This window comes from Pandoraea pulmonicola (assembly GCF_000815105.2).
Classification (GTDB): Bacteria; Pseudomonadota; Gammaproteobacteria; order Burkholderiales; family Burkholderiaceae; genus Pandoraea; species Pandoraea pulmonicola.
The window spans coordinates 1,778,636-1,793,332 of the sequence record NZ_CP010310.2 but is presented as its reverse complement, the minus strand read 5'-3'; the positions used below and the strand labels follow the sequence as shown (position 1 = coordinate 1,793,332).

General features: G+C 66.6%; 14 protein-coding genes and 3 pseudogenes. 16 read left to right on the top strand and 1 reads right to left on the bottom strand.

What is annotated here, in order from left to right:
• Window positions 1–220: 220 nt before the first annotated feature.
• The 8 genes and pseudogenes from RO07_RS26540 to RO07_RS07795 all read left to right on the top strand — a co-directional run.
• Window positions 221–448, top strand: a pseudogene (locus RO07_RS26540) (ABC transporter permease subunit); the annotation flags it as partial.
• 41 nt (window positions 449–489) lie between these two features.
• Window positions 490–684 (top strand): hypothetical protein, encoded by a 195-nt coding sequence (locus RO07_RS26535; protein WP_052267113.1) that lies wholly within the window; start codon window positions 490–492, stop codon window positions 682–684.
• A 49-nt stretch (window positions 685–733) separates the two neighbouring features.
• Window positions 734–1,063 (top strand): annotated as a pseudogene (locus RO07_RS07820) (transporter substrate-binding domain-containing protein); the annotation flags it as partial.
• Window positions 1,064–1,074: 11 nt separating this feature from the next.
• Entirely contained in the window at window positions 1,075–1,374 is a 300-nt protein-coding gene (locus RO07_RS26530; RefSeq protein ID WP_269466455.1) for an ATP-binding cassette domain-containing protein, read from the top strand.
• 343 nt (window positions 1,375–1,717) lie between these two features.
• A complete protein-coding gene (locus tag RO07_RS07810) occupies window positions 1,718–2,353 on the top strand; it encodes a PadR family transcriptional regulator (protein WP_084072511.1) in 636 nt (211 codons plus the stop codon).
• A complete protein-coding gene (locus RO07_RS07805; RefSeq protein WP_039409546.1) occupies window positions 2,353–3,192 on the top strand; it encodes a siderophore-interacting protein in 840 nt (279 codons plus the stop codon). The genes RO07_RS07810 and RO07_RS07805 overlap by 1 nt, the downstream gene beginning before the upstream one ends.
• A gap of 72 nt (window positions 3,193–3,264) precedes the next feature.
• On the top strand, window positions 3,265–3,615 hold the full coding sequence (locus tag RO07_RS07800; protein WP_039409543.1) for a cupin domain-containing protein: 351 nt from the start codon (window positions 3,265–3,267) through the stop codon (window positions 3,613–3,615).
• A 151-nt stretch (window positions 3,616–3,766) separates the two neighbouring features.
• Window positions 3,767–4,114 carry a hypothetical protein gene (locus RO07_RS07795; RefSeq protein ID WP_039409540.1) on the top strand — a complete coding sequence of 116 codons (348 nt, stop codon included), beginning with the start codon at window positions 3,767–3,769 and terminating at the stop codon, window positions 4,112–4,114.
• A gap of 167 nt (window positions 4,115–4,281) precedes the next feature.
• On the opposite strand, the gene RO07_RS07790 is transcribed toward RO07_RS07795, so the two are convergent.
• Complete coding sequence (locus RO07_RS07790; RefSeq protein ID WP_039409538.1) at window positions 4,282–5,037, bottom strand: SDR family oxidoreductase; 756 nt, start codon at window positions 5,035–5,037, stop codon at window positions 4,282–4,284.
• Window positions 5,038–5,410: 373 nt separating this feature from the next.
• On the opposite strand from RO07_RS07790, the pseudogene RO07_RS26800 reads away from it, so the two are divergent.
• The 8 genes and pseudogenes from RO07_RS26800 to dxs form a co-directional block, all read left to right on the top strand.
• Window positions 5,411–5,893: pseudogene (locus RO07_RS26800) on the top strand (CDP-alcohol phosphatidyltransferase family protein); the annotation flags it as partial.
• Between the two features lie 219 nt (window positions 5,894–6,112).
• Window positions 6,113–6,940: a HalD/BesD family halogenase gene (locus RO07_RS26420; protein ID WP_052267548.1), complete on the top strand. Its 828-nt coding sequence runs from the start codon at window positions 6,113–6,115 to the stop codon at window positions 6,938–6,940.
• Window positions 6,941–7,960 carry a flippase-like domain-containing protein gene (locus RO07_RS07775; RefSeq protein WP_039409536.1) on the top strand — a complete coding sequence of 340 codons (1,020 nt, stop codon included), beginning with the start codon at window positions 6,941–6,943 and terminating at the stop codon, window positions 7,958–7,960.
• Window positions 7,961–7,975: 15 nt separating this feature from the next.
• Window positions 7,976–8,740 carry a phosphocholine cytidylyltransferase family protein gene (locus RO07_RS07770; RefSeq protein ID WP_039409534.1) on the top strand — a complete coding sequence of 255 codons (765 nt, stop codon included), beginning with the start codon at window positions 7,976–7,978 and terminating at the stop codon, window positions 8,738–8,740.
• Window positions 8,737–10,455 carry a phosphoenolpyruvate mutase gene (gene aepX / locus RO07_RS07765; protein WP_039409532.1) on the top strand — a complete coding sequence of 573 codons (1,719 nt, stop codon included), beginning with the start codon at window positions 8,737–8,739 and terminating at the stop codon, window positions 10,453–10,455. The genes RO07_RS07770 and aepX overlap by 4 nt, the downstream gene beginning before the upstream one ends.
• A complete protein-coding gene (gene aepY, locus RO07_RS07760; RefSeq protein ID WP_039409530.1) occupies window positions 10,448–11,635 on the top strand; it encodes a phosphonopyruvate decarboxylase in 1,188 nt (395 codons plus the stop codon). The genes aepX and aepY overlap by 8 nt, the downstream gene beginning before the upstream one ends.
• Window positions 11,636–11,674: 39 nt before the next feature.
• Window positions 11,675–12,748 (top strand): 2-aminoethylphosphonate aminotransferase, encoded by a 1,074-nt coding sequence (locus RO07_RS07755; protein ID WP_039409528.1) that lies wholly within the window; start codon window positions 11,675–11,677, stop codon window positions 12,746–12,748.
• A 22-nt stretch (window positions 12,749–12,770) separates the two neighbouring features.
• Window positions 12,771–14,681 carry a 1-deoxy-D-xylulose-5-phosphate synthase gene (gene dxs / locus RO07_RS07750; RefSeq protein WP_039409526.1) on the top strand — a complete coding sequence of 637 codons (1,911 nt, stop codon included), beginning with the start codon at window positions 12,771–12,773 and terminating at the stop codon, window positions 14,679–14,681.
• Window positions 14,682–14,697 lie beyond the last annotated feature (16 nt).

The window sequence follows — 14,697 nt, the reverse complement described above, 5'->3', positions numbered from 1 at the left end:
GCGGCGCGATTGGGCAGGATCTGGCAGGCCATGCCTGAAAACGGTGCCGATTCTTCGGCGCCGTTTTTTTTCGTCCGGACATCGTGAAGCCACTCGTCCGCGCGAATCTTCCTCGGCAAAAACCTGGGGTTTTCGCTGGGGTTTGTGCGGAGTGGACGCCCCATGCGGCGCCCGTTAACATCGCTCGGGACATCCGTCGGCAAGCTGCAAGGGGGACTCCTTGCAATACACGTTTGCGTTTGGCGACGTATTCGCGGCGTGGCCATTACTGCTCAGAGACGCCTGGATCACGATTGAACTCTCGCTGAATGCGATGGCGCTCGGCCTGCTGCTCGCGATTGCGTGTGCCTGGGGCAAAACGTCGGGGCCAGCGCCGGTGCGATGGCTTGTCGAGACCTACATCGAACGCATCCGCAACACGCCATTCCTCGTTCAGCTCTTCTTCTTTTTATCGAAGCGGTACCGCCCGGTCAAACCGAAGCGGCGCAGGTGCTCTCGCTCACGTGGTCCCAGCGCATGCGCGACATCGTGCTGCTGCAGGCGCGGCGCATCGCCATCGCCATCGCGCCCACGGTGGGCTATCTGGTGCAGATCGTCAAAGGCACATCGCTCGCCGCGATCATCGGCTTTACGGAATCACCCGCGCCGGGCAGATCGTCAATAATGCGACGTTCCATCCGATGATCGTATTTTCCGTAGTGGCCGCGCTGTACTTCGTGATGTGCTGGCCGCTGTCGCGATTCGCCGCGCGGCTCGAGCGACGGCAGGCACCGAAATCCGACGCTTCGACGACGACGCCTCCGCCATGCAGGCGCTGCTCTCGGGACAGGTCGATGCGATCGGCTGCTCCGTCACCGTCGCCAATGCGATCCGCCAGCGGGCACCGGGACAGTTCGAACCGAAGTTCAACCTGCTGCAACAGTCCATGGGCATCGCGCTTCGTCCCAATCAGACCGAGTTGCTCGCGGCGGTCAACGATTTCGTCACCCGCAACACGGCCAACGGCGAGTTGAACAAGCTGTACCGCAAGTGGCTCGACACCGACTTGCCGAAGCTGCAATGAGCGACGCCGTCATGCGGGCATCCGCCGGGTGCGGTGCACCGATCATCGAGATGAACGCCGTGAGCAAGTGGTTCGGCGAGTTCCAGGTGCTCACGGATATCGATCTAACGGTTGCGGCCGGGGAGCGGATCGTCATTTGCGGGCCGTCCGGTTCAGGCAAATCGACGCTCATTCGCTGCATCAACCGGCTCGAGCCCGTGCAGCGTGGACGCATCGTCGAACAGGCGCCGCCCTCGCAGTTCTTCGACAATCCGCAGCACGACAAGACGCGTCAGTTTCTCGGCCAGTTGCCGAATCACCCGGCGCAGTAGCTCCGCCGGGCGGCGAGCGTCACCCATTGCCCGTCGTCGCCCTTCGAACCGTCGGGACGAATTTCACGATTCGTCCCGGGGTGAACCCGAACGTGCCATCCGTCCCTCTCCGACGGCACGCCGGTGATCGCCCGTCGCCCTCTCCCGCGCCAGCAACATATCGATTTCGATATGACTTCCCCGATCCAGCCGCCTTCCTGCCCACTCCGCTTCACCCGCCAATGCCCCGTCCCACGGGCTTTGTTGCCCACTCCCCGGCTGATTTCCAAAAATAATTTTGCTTTCGATGCAATTTAGATATATCGTAAACACGTCTTAACTACATCGATAAGGATGTCGCATCATGCGTGGATCACGTGGCGATTTCATGGGCCGAGGCCCGCAGGGCCTGGACAGAATGGATTTCGGCGACGAACGTCGCGGCGGCCACGGCGAGCGCTGGAGCCGTCGAGGCGACGATGGCCGCGAAGGTCGCAGCGAGCGCGGGGAGCGCGGCGGCCGTGGAGGACGCGGCGGTGGTCGTCTGTTCAGCCACGGCGGCCTGCGACTGGTGTTGCTGCACCTGATCGCACAGCAGCCGCGTCACGGCTACGAACTCATCAAGGCCATCGAAGAGAGTGTCAACGGCACGTACAGCCCGAGTGCCGGCGTGGTCTACCCCACGCTCACCCTGCTCGAAGAAATGGGCTACATCCGTGTGCAGGAAAACACGGGCGACAGTCAACGCAAGTCCTATGAGGCGACCGACGCCGGTCGCGAATACCTGGCGGAAAACGACGACAACGTGACCGAATTGCTCGCCCGACTGGCCATGCGCCGCGAGCGATCGGAAGACATGCCACCGCAGGTCATGCGCGCGCTGCACAACTTCAAGTACGCCGTGCACCTGCGTCTGGGCGGCGAACCGCTCACGACCGAACAAGCCAACGCGTTCGCCGCGATCCTCGACGCGGCCGCACAACAACTGGAGCGAATCTGATGCGGGACAACTCTGCCCTGAATACCTCTCCCGACCACACGCCGCAACGTGTGCGGCACGAACTCCGCATGCGCCGGCTCGAAGTGCGCAGCGTCGAGTCGCTCACGCCGCACATGCTGCGCGTGACGCTCGGCGGCGACGATCTCGAGGGCTTTCACAGCCCCGGCTTCGACGATCACGTAAAGCTGTTCTTCCCCAACCCCGAAACCGGCGAACTGTCGCTGCCGCAGATCGGCCCGGAGGGTGTATCGAAGCCCGCGCCAGGGGAAGCGCCGCGTCTCATGCGCGACTACACGCCGCGCCGCTACGACGCCGCGTCGAAGACGCTCGTGATCGACTTCGCGATGCATGAATCCGGCCCCGCCACCCAATGGGCGCGCTCGGCCAGGCCTGGCGACCCACTCGGTGTGGGCGGCCCGCGCGGCTCGTTCATCGTTCCCATGAATTTCGACGGCTACGTGCTCATCGGCGACGATACGGCCCTGCCCGCCATCGCCCGTCGGCTGGCCGAATTGCCGGCAGGGGCGCTCGTATTCGTCTTCGCCGAAGTCGACAGTCCGGCGGACCGTCTGCGTTTCGCGAGCGAGGCGGATGTGGTGATCGAGTGGATCTACCGCGAAGGCACACCGGCCGGACAGAGCACGGCGCTGATCGACGCGCTGGCTTGCGCCACACTGCCGGCCGGCGACGTCCACGCCTGGGTCGCCGCGGAGGCGGGTGTGGCAAAGGCGGTGCGCCGCCATCTGGTCGAGGCACGCGGCCTGAACCCGAAGTGGGTCAAGGCGGCCGCCTACTGGCGACGCGGCGACGCCGCCGTGCATGAAAACCTCGACGACTGAGTGCCGGGAGACGCGCGCATGTACGCGTTCTATCCCCTATCGCCCCCCTTACGACGCCCGACGCGCCCGCCAATGACGACACCGCTCCTGCCCGACTCGAACCTGTTTGCCGGTCTGCCCGCTTCGCCCGATCCCGCCGCGGCCGAGCGATTCGACGCCTTGCTGGCCCGCCCCGGCCTGCGCGTGGAGCGCATCGTCTCGACCGGGCAGGCGTCGCCACCGGGCGTCTGGTACGACCAACCCCAACACGAGTGGGTGGCGTTGCTCGCGGGGAGCGCTGGACTCTCGTTCGCCGACACGCCGGGCGAGACGCTCGTGCTGCGCCCGGGCGACGTGCTGACGATCGCGGCGCACCGGAAGCATCGCGTCGAATGGACCGCGCAAGGTGAGGCCACGGTATGGCTCGCGGTCCATTACGACTGATCCTCCAAGCTGTCCCTTTGGAGAAATTCCCTGCCATCTTTCGGAATTGCCTGATAGAAAAGCCGGGAACAACTTCGGACTATGGAAACGCGCCCGGGGATGTCGAATTTCGGCACCCGGAGGGCGGTTCACCCAAGGGGGGTCACACGGCATGGAGCAACGCAAACGACACGACGGCTTCGAGCGTTGGGCGGCTGGCGCGACGGCGCGCCAGGCGGGGCGGGACGACGCCCGCTGGCGCGTGTTTCGCGCACCCGAACAGGCCGATTTTCACGGGTTCGTCGTCTGGTGCTACACCCAGGGCGTATTTCTGGGGCAGGAATTCGATCGCCGGACCGACACCATCACGCACTGCTACGTACGAAACGGCGCCTGGGCCGTGCAGTTCGATTCGTTTGCCGAAGCGTGCGAGCGCGCCTTCGACATTCATGCACCGACGCTCATCCTGTACGCGCCGGAGCGCAATGGGAGCGTCTTCATTACGAGTACGGAGCAGTAGACCGCGCACACGGCGTTACGCTGGGTTCGCGGCGTAACGCCCACGCATCGACCGACGGGCACCGGTTCACCCCACTGGCGGACCGGTGCTCTTCTTACCTGTCGGGAACGCTCAGCGGTGCGGGCGCTGAGTCGCCCCCACACGCCACGCAGGTGCAAAAAGCGCGATCAGGCGTAATTGCGGATGTCGTCGATCTCGATCTGACCGAAATCGTCGCGCTCGGCCAGCGCCAGAATACGGCGGGCGACGTCCTCCGGCGACGAAAGCTTGCCGCTCGCCTTCAGATCCTGGAAACGCGCCAGTGCCGGGAAGCTCTCCACGCTGCTGCTGCGAATGGTCTCCTGCATGCCGGTATCGACCACGCCCGGCGCGAGCGACACAGCCCGCACGCCGTGCTCGCGATGCTCGGCGTTGACCACGCGCGTATACATATCCAGCGCAGCCTTGGTCGAGCAGTACACGGCCCAGCCCGCATTGGGGTTGCGGCCGGCGCCGGACGAGATGTTCACGATCTGACGCTGGGCGGCAAGGCCCTGCGTCGCCGCCAGAAAGCGCGACGTGAGCAGCATCACGGACGTGACGTTCAGCGTGAACGCGGCGCCGATCGCGCCAGCGTCGTCGAGCACGGCCGAGTTGGCCACCGGGTTGACGGTGCCCGCGTTGTTGATCAGCAGATAGCGACCGGCGTCGCGCGGCAGCGCGGCGCAGACGCGTTCGGCCACGCGGGCGGCGGCATCGGCGTCGGACAGGTCGACAGGGATCTGCTCGAGCGAGACGCCCTTCGCGGCGGCCAGCGTGGCGAGGTCGTCGTCCGTGCGACGCGCCAGCGTCACGAGATGGGTGCCGGGGGCGAGCAGTCCGCGCGCGAGCGCCGCGCCGAGACCGCGCGAAGCGCCGGTAAGAATCGCAATCGTTTGGAACATGAGAGAAATGCGGGTGAGTCACGCCGCAATAAGTGACGAACGGGACCGCCATTATCCGCGCATCGCGAGGCGGCCGCTATACCGACTATCTGTCGGTTTTGACGGCGATGTGGGCCTCGGACGGCCCCCTGTGCGATGCGGGCGTCGCCATGCGGGTGCGTCAAAACGACGCCCTGGGATATCAAAAGCGAAACGGAGTGTTGCGGAATATAATCGCGGACTTGGTCCGCATATCGCCTAAGGTATGACACACGACGGCCGGAACGGTCGGGAATGCGGTGTTGCGCGAACTTTCCCTCGCGCGTCAATGCCCCGTCCGTCAAGGGTGTCGCGGTAGGTACAGGCATTTTGGTGGCCTGCACATTACCGTCTTATGGGTATATATTCCCCCCTCATGGAAACGATACCGAAAACTATTTCGGCGCCTGCTGTTGCGCCGACCACAGAGAAGACCACACGCCCCATGCCGCCGCGCCCCCGTCAATACGATGCGCGGCTCGCGCGCTGGCTCGTCACACCGCTCGTCGACACGCGTGTGAGTCCGAACCATCTCACCACGCTGCGTCTGATCGTCGGCCTGGCCTGCACGTGGGCGTTCGCCCAAGGCGGTTATGCGATGGCCAACCTCGGCGCGGTGCTGCTCGTGCTGTCGAATTTCATCGATCACACCGATGGCGAGCTCGCCCGCATCAGCGGCAAGACGAGCCGCTTCGGCCATCTGTACGATCTCGCGTCTGACGCGCTCGTCACCGTGCTGCTCTTCGGCGGTATCGGCATGGGCGTGGAAACGCTCGCGCCTGGCCAGTTCCTGCTGCCGGTCCCGTTATCGGCGTCGGCACTGGGCTGGATTGCCGGCGTCGCCGTGGCGCTGATTTTTTTCCTGCGCATGCGCATCGAGGACCGCGTGGGCAAGGCCGGCACGAAACAGGCTTCCGTCGGCGGCTTCGAGACGGAAGACGTGCTGTACCTGATGCCGCTCGTCACGCTGTTCGACGGCACCCGCGGCTTCCTCATCGCCGCGGCCATCGGCGCGCCGCTTTTCGCGCTGCTCGTGATCGCCGACTACGTGCGCGTGATGCGCCGCCCGCTGCCGGGCAAGGCCGAAGCGGCACCGGCCGCAGCCACCGCCGAACCGCTCGCGCCGCTCGCTCCCGCCGCACCTGCCGCCTTCGCCGTGGATGCCGAGATCGAACGCGCGCTCGACGCCATCGACTTCGACGCCGTCACGCGCGAATTCAAGTCGCAGGACGCCTTCATCTATCTGGAAAAGTTCCTGCCGCAGGCGGTCACCGAGCAGTTGATCGCCGCCGCGCGCGCGGTCACGCCCAACGTGAACCGCAACTATCTGCCGGGACACAAGCAAGGCGGCAGCGTGAGCCGCCACACGCTCGACGAGCGTGCGCCATACGTGGCCGAGCTCTATCGCTCGCCCGCGCTGATGCGCTTTCTCGAGCGTCTGGCCGGCGAAAGGCTGCTACCCTCGCCGCAGGACGATCCGCACGCGTACGCGTTGTACTACTACACGCGCCCGGGCGATCACATCGGCTGGCATTACGACACGTCCTATTACAAGGGCCGTCGTTACACGCTGCTGCTGGGCGTGGTGGATCGATCGAGCTGCAAGCTCGAATACCGGCTGCACACGCGCAACCCCGGCGTGACGCAAGTCGACGGCGCCGTGGCGTACCCGCCCGGCGCGCTCGTGTTCTTCGACGGGGATAAGCTGCATCACCGCATCACGCCGCTCGGCGACAACGAGGAGCGGATTTCGCTGACGTTCGAGTACGTGACCGACCCACGCATGGGCACCTGGCAGCGCTTCATTTCGAACATGAAGGACGCCATCGCCTATTTCGGTTTCCGGCAAGTGTTTCGTCAAGTATTGGGACGGACGAAACGCTAAATGAACCGGACCGCCATCGTCTCTCTCTCCCTCGGCCTTGCCCTTTTCGTCGCCCTGCTGATCTGGCAGGGCGCCGGCTCGGTCATGTCCACGCTGGCCATTGCCGGCTGGGGCCTCCTGCCCATCGCGGCCTTCCATTTCTTGCCGCTGGTGCTCGATGCCGCCGCCATCCAGGTGCTGGTCGCCAGGTCCTGCTCGCTGCGCCGCGCCGTACTCACGCGCTGGGTGGGCGAGTCGGTCAACAGCCTGCTGCCGGCGGGCCAGATCGGCGGGCCGATCGCCATGGTGCGTCAAATGAAACAACGCGGACTTGCCGGCCGGGAAGCGGCTGCCGCCATCACCGTGAGCACGACGCTGCAGGCCGTCGCACAGATCGTCTTCGCGTTGCTCGGACTGGCGGTGTTCGGCATCAGCGCCACGCGTGACACGGACGCCGGCCTCTGGCTGCCGATGCTGCTCGTCACCGGTGTGATCTCGGCGCTGCTCTATGCGTTCTACGTCGCGCAGCGGCGCGGCATCTTCGGCTGGGCGTTTCGCATGCTCTCGAAGATGTCGTCCAAGCGCGACTGGTCGTCACTGCTCGATCGCGCCAACGCCGTCGACGAAATCGTGCAACGCATGTACGGCCGGCGCCGCCAGGTGCTTGCAAGCTTTGCGCTGAGTCTGGTCGGCTGGATCGTCGGCACCGCCGAAGTCTGGCTGATTCTGCAGTTCATCGGGCATCCGGTGAGCTGGGTGGACGCCCTGCTGCTCGAAAGTCTCGGGCAGGCGATTCGCGGCGCCGCCTTCTTCGTGCCGGGCTCGCTCGGCGTGCAGGAAGGCGGTTACCTGCTGCTCGCCCCGCTCGTGGGCCTGTCGGCCGACGCCGCGCTGGCCCTGTCGCTGGCCAAGCGCACGCGCGAGCTGCTGCTCGGCGTGCCCGGTCTCGTCTATCTGCATTTCTCCGAACGTGGCTGGCGTCGCCAGCGCGCCGCGCAACAAAGCGTGCCGCTGCCCGCCACCGATACTGCACCGCTTTAAAGAAGGATATCGACCATGCGGGCCATCATTCTCGCAGCAGGCATGGGCCTGCGTTTGCTCCAGCCTGAAGACAAGCAGTCGCCGAAGTGTCTGCTCAAGTTCGACGGCATGTCGCTGCTCGAGCGCCATCTGCGCATGCTGGCGGCCGCCGGCATCACCGATGTCGTGCTCGCGCTCGGTTTCCACCACGAGCAGGTGAGCGAGGAACTCGAACGCCTGGACTGGACGCCGCGTCCGCAGATTCGCCTCAATCCCGAATTCCATCTGGGCAGCGTGCTCACGCTGCACACGGCTGCCGACGCGATGACCGCCGGCGGCGACGTGCTCGTCATGGATGCCGACGTGCTCTACGATCAACGTATCTTCAACGCGCTGGTCGCCGGCAAGACCGCCAACCGTCTGCTCATCGACCGCGACTTCGAAGTCGGCGACGAACCCGTCAAACTGTGCCTCAAGGACGGCGTGCCCGTCGAACTGCGCAAGCAGGTCATGGTCGGTCTGGAATACGACACTGTTGGCGAATCGGTCGGCTTCTTCCGTTTCAATGAGGCCACGGCGACGCGTCTGGCGGAAATCACGCGCGACTACGTCGAATCCGGCCGCGCCAAGATGCCGCACGAAGAAGCCGTGCGCGATCTGCTGCTCGAGCGCGGTGCGCAATTCGAAACGGCCGATGTCACGGGCTTCCCGTGGATCGAAATCGACTACCCCGAGGACGTGAAGCGCGCCGCCGACCAGGTGCTGCCGCAACTCGAACCGCTCACGATGGTGTCCGAATGAACGCTCCCGACGCATTTTCCCTGCCGCCGACCACCACGCGCGCGGCCCAGCTGCGCGCCATGCTGCGCAGCAACCAGCTCGAGTTCCTGATGGAAGCCCACAACGGCCTGTCCGCGCGCATCGTGCGCGAGGCGGGCTTCAAGGGCATCTGGGCTTCCGGCCTGGCGATTTCGGCGCAGTTCGGCGTGCGCGACAACAATGAAGCGAGCTGGACGCAGGTCGTCGACAACCTCGAATTCATGGCCGACGCCAGCGATCTGCCGATCCTGCTCGACGGCGACACCGGCTACGGCAACTTCAACAACATGCGCCGTCTCGTGCGCAAGCTCGAGCAACGCGGCGTGGCCGGCGTGTGCATCGAAGACAAGGTCTTCCCGAAGACGAACAGCTTCATCGGCGGCGAGCGCCAGCCGCTCGCGGACATCGACGAGTTCTGCGGCAAGATCAAGGCCGGCAAGGACTCGCAGGCCGACGACGACTTCTCGATCGTGGCCCGCGTGGAAGCGCTCATCGCCGGTTGGGGCATGGAAGAAGCCCTGCGCCGCGCCGAGGCCTACCACCAGGCCGGCGCCGACGCCATCCTGATCCACAGCAAGCTCAAGCGCGCCGACGAGATCGTGCAGTTCGCCCGCGAATGGGGCAACCGCTGCCCGCTGGTGATCGTGCCGACCAAGTACTACAGCACGCCGACCGATGTCTTCCGCGAAGCTGGCATCAGCGTCGTGATCTGGGCGAACCACCTGATCCGCGCAGCCACGTCGGCCATGCAGGCGGTGGCGGCCGAAATCCATCGCAGCGAGACGCTCGTCAACGTCGAGGACCGCATCGCCACCGTCGACGAGATCTTCCGTCTTCAGGACGCCGACGAATACACCGAAGCGGAAGACCGCTACCTGTCGGCCGCGAATGCGCCGCGCTCGGCCATCGTGCTGGCGGCCAGCCGCGGCAAGAATCTGGAGAGCGTGACGACGGACCGCCCGAAGGTCATGCTGCCGGTCGCCGGCAAGCCGCTGCTGCGCTGGCTGGTCGACGGCTTCAAGAAGCAGAACGTCAACGACATTACCGTCGTGGGCGGCTATCGCGCCGACGCGATCGACACCGCCGGCATCACGCTCGCCATCAACGAGCGTCACGCCGAGACGGGCGAGCTCGCCTCGCTCGCACGCGTGGCCAACGCTTTCACGCAAGACACGGTGGTCTCCTACGGCGACCTGCTCTTCCGCAGCTACATCGTGCGCGATCTCGTCGAAAGCGAGGCCGACTTCACCGTCGTGGTCGATTCCACGGCCGCCACCACCGTCAATGCGGCCAACGCCAGCGTGCGTGACTTCGCGTACTGCTCGTCGGGCGACGACCGCGGATTGTTCGGTCAGCAGGTGCTGCTCGAGAAGATCAGCGCAGACGCCGGCGATGCCGCCGACACCGCCCCTGGTCCGAACGGCCGCTGGATCGGCCTGTTCGGCGTGCGCGGCGACGAAGGCCGCGCACAACTGCAACGTGTGTTCGCCGCGCTGCAGGCCCGCGCCGACTTCGACCGGCTCGGCATGCCCGATCTCATCAACGCGCTGGTGCAGGATGGCGCGAAGATCGCCGTGCAGTACGTGCACGGCCACTGGCGCGGGGTGAACGACATGGAGGAATTCCGCCGCGCCGCCGACTTCGCGCACGGCCAGACGCCGTTCAGCGGCACCGATGCGGAGGCGCAAGGTGATTGAGGCGGGTCAGTTCGTCGAAGCCGCGCGCGCCCACGGCTTCACGTGGTACACCGGCGTGCCCTGCTCGTTCCTCACGCCGTTCATCAACTACGTGCTGCAGGACCCGACGCTGCATTACCTGTCGGCCGCCAACGAGGGCGACGCCGTCGCGATCGCCGCGGGCGCCACGCTCGGCGAGGGGCGCGGCGCGCGCGCCGTCACCATGATGCAGAACTCCGGGCTGGGCAACGCCGTGAGCCCGCTCACGTCGCTCACCTGGACGTTCCGTCTGCCGCAATTGCTGATCGTGACGTGGCGCGGCCAGCCGGGCATCACCGACGAGCCGCAGCACGCGCTCATGGGTCCGATCACGCCCGCGATGCTCGACCTGATGGAAGTGCCCTGGGAACTGTTCCCCACGGAGCCGGACGCGATAGCGCCGGCGCTGGAACGCGCCGTGAAGCACATGGACGAGACCGGCCGTCCGTACGCGCTCGTGATGCAAAAGGGCAGCGTGGCGCCGTTCCCGCTGCAGCCGGCCGAGCGTCCGCCACGCCCGGCGCAGCCCGCGCCCGTGTCGCTCATGCGCGGCGTGGCGCCGTCCGCGCTGCCGGCGCGTCGCGATGCGCTCGAGCGCGTCATCGCCCATACGCCGCTCGACGGCACCGTCGTGCTTGCCTCGACCGGCTTCTGCGGCCGCGAGCTGTATGCGCTCGACGACCGTCCCAACCAGCTCTACATGGTCGGCTCGATGGGCTGCGTGACCACGCTCGCGCTCGGCCTCGCGCTGGCGCGCCCCGACCTGCGCGTCGTGGCGCTCGACGGCGACGGCGCCGCGCTCATGCGCATGGGCGCCTTCGCCACGCTCGGCGCCTACGGTCCGTCGAATCTCGTGCATCTGCTGCTCGATAACGCGTCGCACGACTCCACGGGCGCACAGGCCACCGTCTCGCCGACGGTCTCGTTCGCGGGAGTGGCCGCCGCCAGCGGCTACGCGCTCGCCCTCGAGGGCGATACGCTCGATGTCGTCGAGCAACTGTTCGACGCCCGCACGGCCAGCCTGAACGACGGCCCGCGCTTCGCCTGCCTGACGACGCGCCCGGGTACGCCCGACGGCTTGCCGCGGCCGAACGTCACGCCCGAGGCGGTCAAGTCGCGCCTGATGGACCATATTGCACAACGCGCCCCGGCCTCGGCCTGAGCGTTCCCCCTTTACGATATTTGCCGAGGAAGCTCTGCCATGCTGTTACTGAATCCGGGCCCCGTTACCCTGACCGAGCGTGTCCGCAAGGCGCTGCTGCAGCCCGACCTGTGCCACCGCGAGCCCGAGTTCTTCGATCTGCAGGAGGAAGCCCGCGCACGTCTGAGCGCTGTCTACGGTCTCGACCCGGCGGTCTGGGCGCCGGTATTGATGACCGGCTCCGGCACCGCCGCCGTGGAAAGCATGACGGCCGGCCTCGTGCCCGAAGGCGGCCGCCTGCTGATCGTGGAGAACGGCGTGTATGGCGAGCGCATCTCGCAGATCGCCAAGCAGTACCGCATCGATCACGACGTCATCCATTTCGAATGGATGCAGGCGCCGGATCTGGCGCAGATCGTCGCGAAGCTCGACGCCGCCGGCGATCGTCCGTACACGAACGTGGCGATCATCCACCACGAAACGACGACCGGCCGCCTGAACGATCTGGCCGGTGTCGCCGACGCCTGTCGCGAGCGCGGCATCGATCTGCTGGTCGACGGCGTGAGCAGCTTCGCGGCCGAAGCCATCGACTTCGACTCGCCCGGTATCGTGGCCGTGGCCGCGACCGCCAACAAATGCCTGCATGGCGTGCCGGGCGTGTCCTTCGTGCTGGTGCGCAAGAGCGCGCTCGCCAAGGCTGCGAGCCGCACCTACTACCTCGACATCGGCCGTCTCGCCAAGCTCCAGGCCGAGCGCAACACGCCATTCACGCCGTCCGTGCACGCGTACTATGCGCTCGTCGAAGCGCTGCGCGAGCTCGAGGATGCCGGCGGCTGGCAGAAGCGTCACGCGCACTACGGTGCGCTCGCCGAGCAGGCGCGCGCCGGTCTGGCCGCACTCGGCATCGACAGCGTGCTGCCGCCGGGCGAGTCGTCGGTCGTGCTGCGCGCCTACAAGCTGCCTGCCGGCGTGGATTACCCGCGCCTGCACGACTGGCTCAAGGCCGACGGCTTCGTGATCTACGCGGGCCAGGGCGGTCTGTCCAAGGAGCTGTTCCGCATCTCGACGATGGGCAACCTCACCGCGGCCGACATCGATCGCCTGCTGGCGTCCTTCGCCCGACTGGTGAAGTGAGCGCGGGGACGGACGTTCAACCATGACCGATCTGCTTGCCAGCATCCAGTCCCCGGCGGCCCTGCGCGCCCTCTCGCGCGCCGAACTGCGCCGTCTGGCCGACGAGTTGCGCGCATGTGTGCTGGAAAACGTGTCGCGCACCGGCGGGCACCTGTCGTCGAACCTCGGCACCGTCGAACTGACGATCGCCCTGCACTACGTGTTCGACACGCCCAACGATCGCATCGTGTGGGACGTCGGCCATCAGACCTATCCGCACAAGATCCTCACGGGGCGCCGCGAGGCCATGCCGACACTGCGGCAATGGCAGGGCCTGTCGGGCTTCCCGAAGCGCGACGAGTCGCCCTACGACACGTTCGGCACGGCGCACTCGAGCACGTCGATCTCGGCGGCGCTGGGCATGGCGCTGGCGAGCAGGATCAAGGGCGAAAAGCGCCATGCGATCGCGGTGATCGGCGATGGCGCGATGACGGCGGGCGAAGCGTTCGAGGCGTTGAACAACGCGGGTGTGTACGACGACCTGCCGTTCCTCGTCGTGCTCAACGACAACGACATGTCGATCTCGCCGCCCGTGGGCGCGCTCAACCAGTACCTCACGCGGCTGATGTCCGGGCAGTTCTATTCGGCGGGCAAGGAAAGCGTTCGCCAGTTGCTGCGCAACGCCCCGGCGCCGGTGCGCGAGCTCGCGCACAAGCTCGAGGAGCATGCGAAGGCCATCGTGCAGCCCTCGGGCACGATGTTCGAGGAGTTCGGCTTCAACTACCTCGGCCCCATCGACGGCCACGACCTCGATGCGCTGATTCCCGCGCTGGAGAACATCAAGGCGCTCAAGGGGCCGCAGTTCCTGCACGTCGTCACGCGCAAGGGCCGCGGCTACAAGCTCGCCGAGGCCGACCCGGTGCTGTATCACGGGCCGGGCAAGTTCAACCCGAGCGAGGGCATTCGACCCGCTGCGACCGGCGCGGCCGCCCCAAAGACCTACACGCAGGTCTTCGGCGAGTGGCTGTGCGATGCGGCAGCCGCCGACGCGCGCGTGGTCGGCGTCACGCCCGCGATGCGCGAGGGCTCCGGTCTCGTGGAATTCGAGAAGCGCTTTCCCGAGCGCTACTACGACGTGGGCATCGCCGAGCAGCACGCGGTGACATTCGCCGGCGGCCTCGCGACCGAGGGGCTCAAGCCCGTCGTCGCGATCTACTCGACGTTCCTGCAACGTGGCTACGATCAACTGATTCACGACGTTGCGCTGCAAAACCTGCCGGTGCTCTTCGCGATCGATCGCGGCGGCCTCGTGGGGGCGGATGGCGCAACGCATGCGGGCGCCTACGACATGGCCTACCTGCGCTGTATCCCGAACATGGTCGTCATGGCCCCGGCCGACGAGAACGAATGCCGTCAGATGCTGCAGACGGCGCTCGGCATCGACGGCCCGAGCGCCGTGCGCTATCCGCGCGGCGCCGGCCCCGGCGTGAAGACGGCGCCGGGACTGTCGACGCTGCCCGTGGGACGCGCGCAGACGCGCCGCCAGGGCGCCGCCCCGGTCGGGCGCCGCGTCGCGATCCTGGCCTTCGGGTCGATGGTCGCGCTCGCCGAACAGGTGGCCGCGGAATTCGACGCGAGCGTGATCAACATGCGCTTCGTCAAACCGCTCGACGAGGCCGCGGTGCTCGAAGCCGCGCGTTCGCACGAACTGATCGTCACGCTGGAGGAAGGTTCGGTGATGGGCGGCGCGGGCACCGCCTGCGTCGAGGCGCTCAACGCCAACGGTGTGCAGGCAAATGTGCTGCAGCTCGGTCTGCCCGATACGTATATCGATCAGGGCACGCCGGCGCAGCAACTCGCGTCGGTCGGCCTGGACGCACCCGGCATCGCCGCATCCATCCGGCGCGCCGTGGCTGAACGCCTGGGCGGCAAGGTGGAATCCGTGCATCGGTGACGTACGCCACCGTCGG

Excerpts from the sequence above, each read along its gene's own strand:
- RO07_RS07775 (WP_039409536.1), top strand. The coding sequence starts at position 6,941 with ATGAACCGGACCGCCATCGTCTCTCTCTCCCTCGGCCTTGCCCTTTTC.
- dxs (WP_039409526.1), top strand. The coding sequence starts at position 12,771 with ATGACCGATCTGCTTGCCAGCATCCAGTCCCCGGCGGCCCTGCGCGCC.
- RO07_RS07790 (WP_039409538.1), bottom strand. The coding sequence starts at position 5,037 with ATGTTCCAAACGATTGCGATTCTTACCGGCGCTTCGCGCGGTCTCGGC.
- RO07_RS26420 (WP_052267548.1), top strand. The coding sequence starts at position 6,113 with ATGCGCCGCCCGCTGCCGGGCAAGGCCGAAGCGGCACCGGCCGCAGCC.
- RO07_RS07800 (WP_039409543.1), top strand. The coding sequence starts at position 3,265 with ATGACGACACCGCTCCTGCCCGACTCGAACCTGTTTGCCGGTCTGCCC.
- RO07_RS07755 (WP_039409528.1), top strand. The coding sequence starts at position 11,675 with ATGCTGTTACTGAATCCGGGCCCCGTTACCCTGACCGAGCGTGTCCGC.
- RO07_RS07805 (WP_039409546.1), top strand. The coding sequence starts at position 2,353 with ATGCGGGACAACTCTGCCCTGAATACCTCTCCCGACCACACGCCGCAA.
- RO07_RS07795 (WP_039409540.1), top strand. The coding sequence starts at position 3,767 with ATGGAGCAACGCAAACGACACGACGGCTTCGAGCGTTGGGCGGCTGGC.
- aepX (WP_039409532.1), top strand. The coding sequence starts at position 8,737 with ATGAACGCTCCCGACGCATTTTCCCTGCCGCCGACCACCACGCGCGCG.
- RO07_RS07770 (WP_039409534.1), top strand. The coding sequence starts at position 7,976 with ATGCGGGCCATCATTCTCGCAGCAGGCATGGGCCTGCGTTTGCTCCAG.
- RO07_RS07810 (WP_084072511.1), top strand. The coding sequence starts at position 1,718 with ATGCGTGGATCACGTGGCGATTTCATGGGCCGAGGCCCGCAGGGCCTG.
- RO07_RS26530 (WP_269466455.1), top strand. The coding sequence starts at position 1,075 with ATGCGGGCATCCGCCGGGTGCGGTGCACCGATCATCGAGATGAACGCC.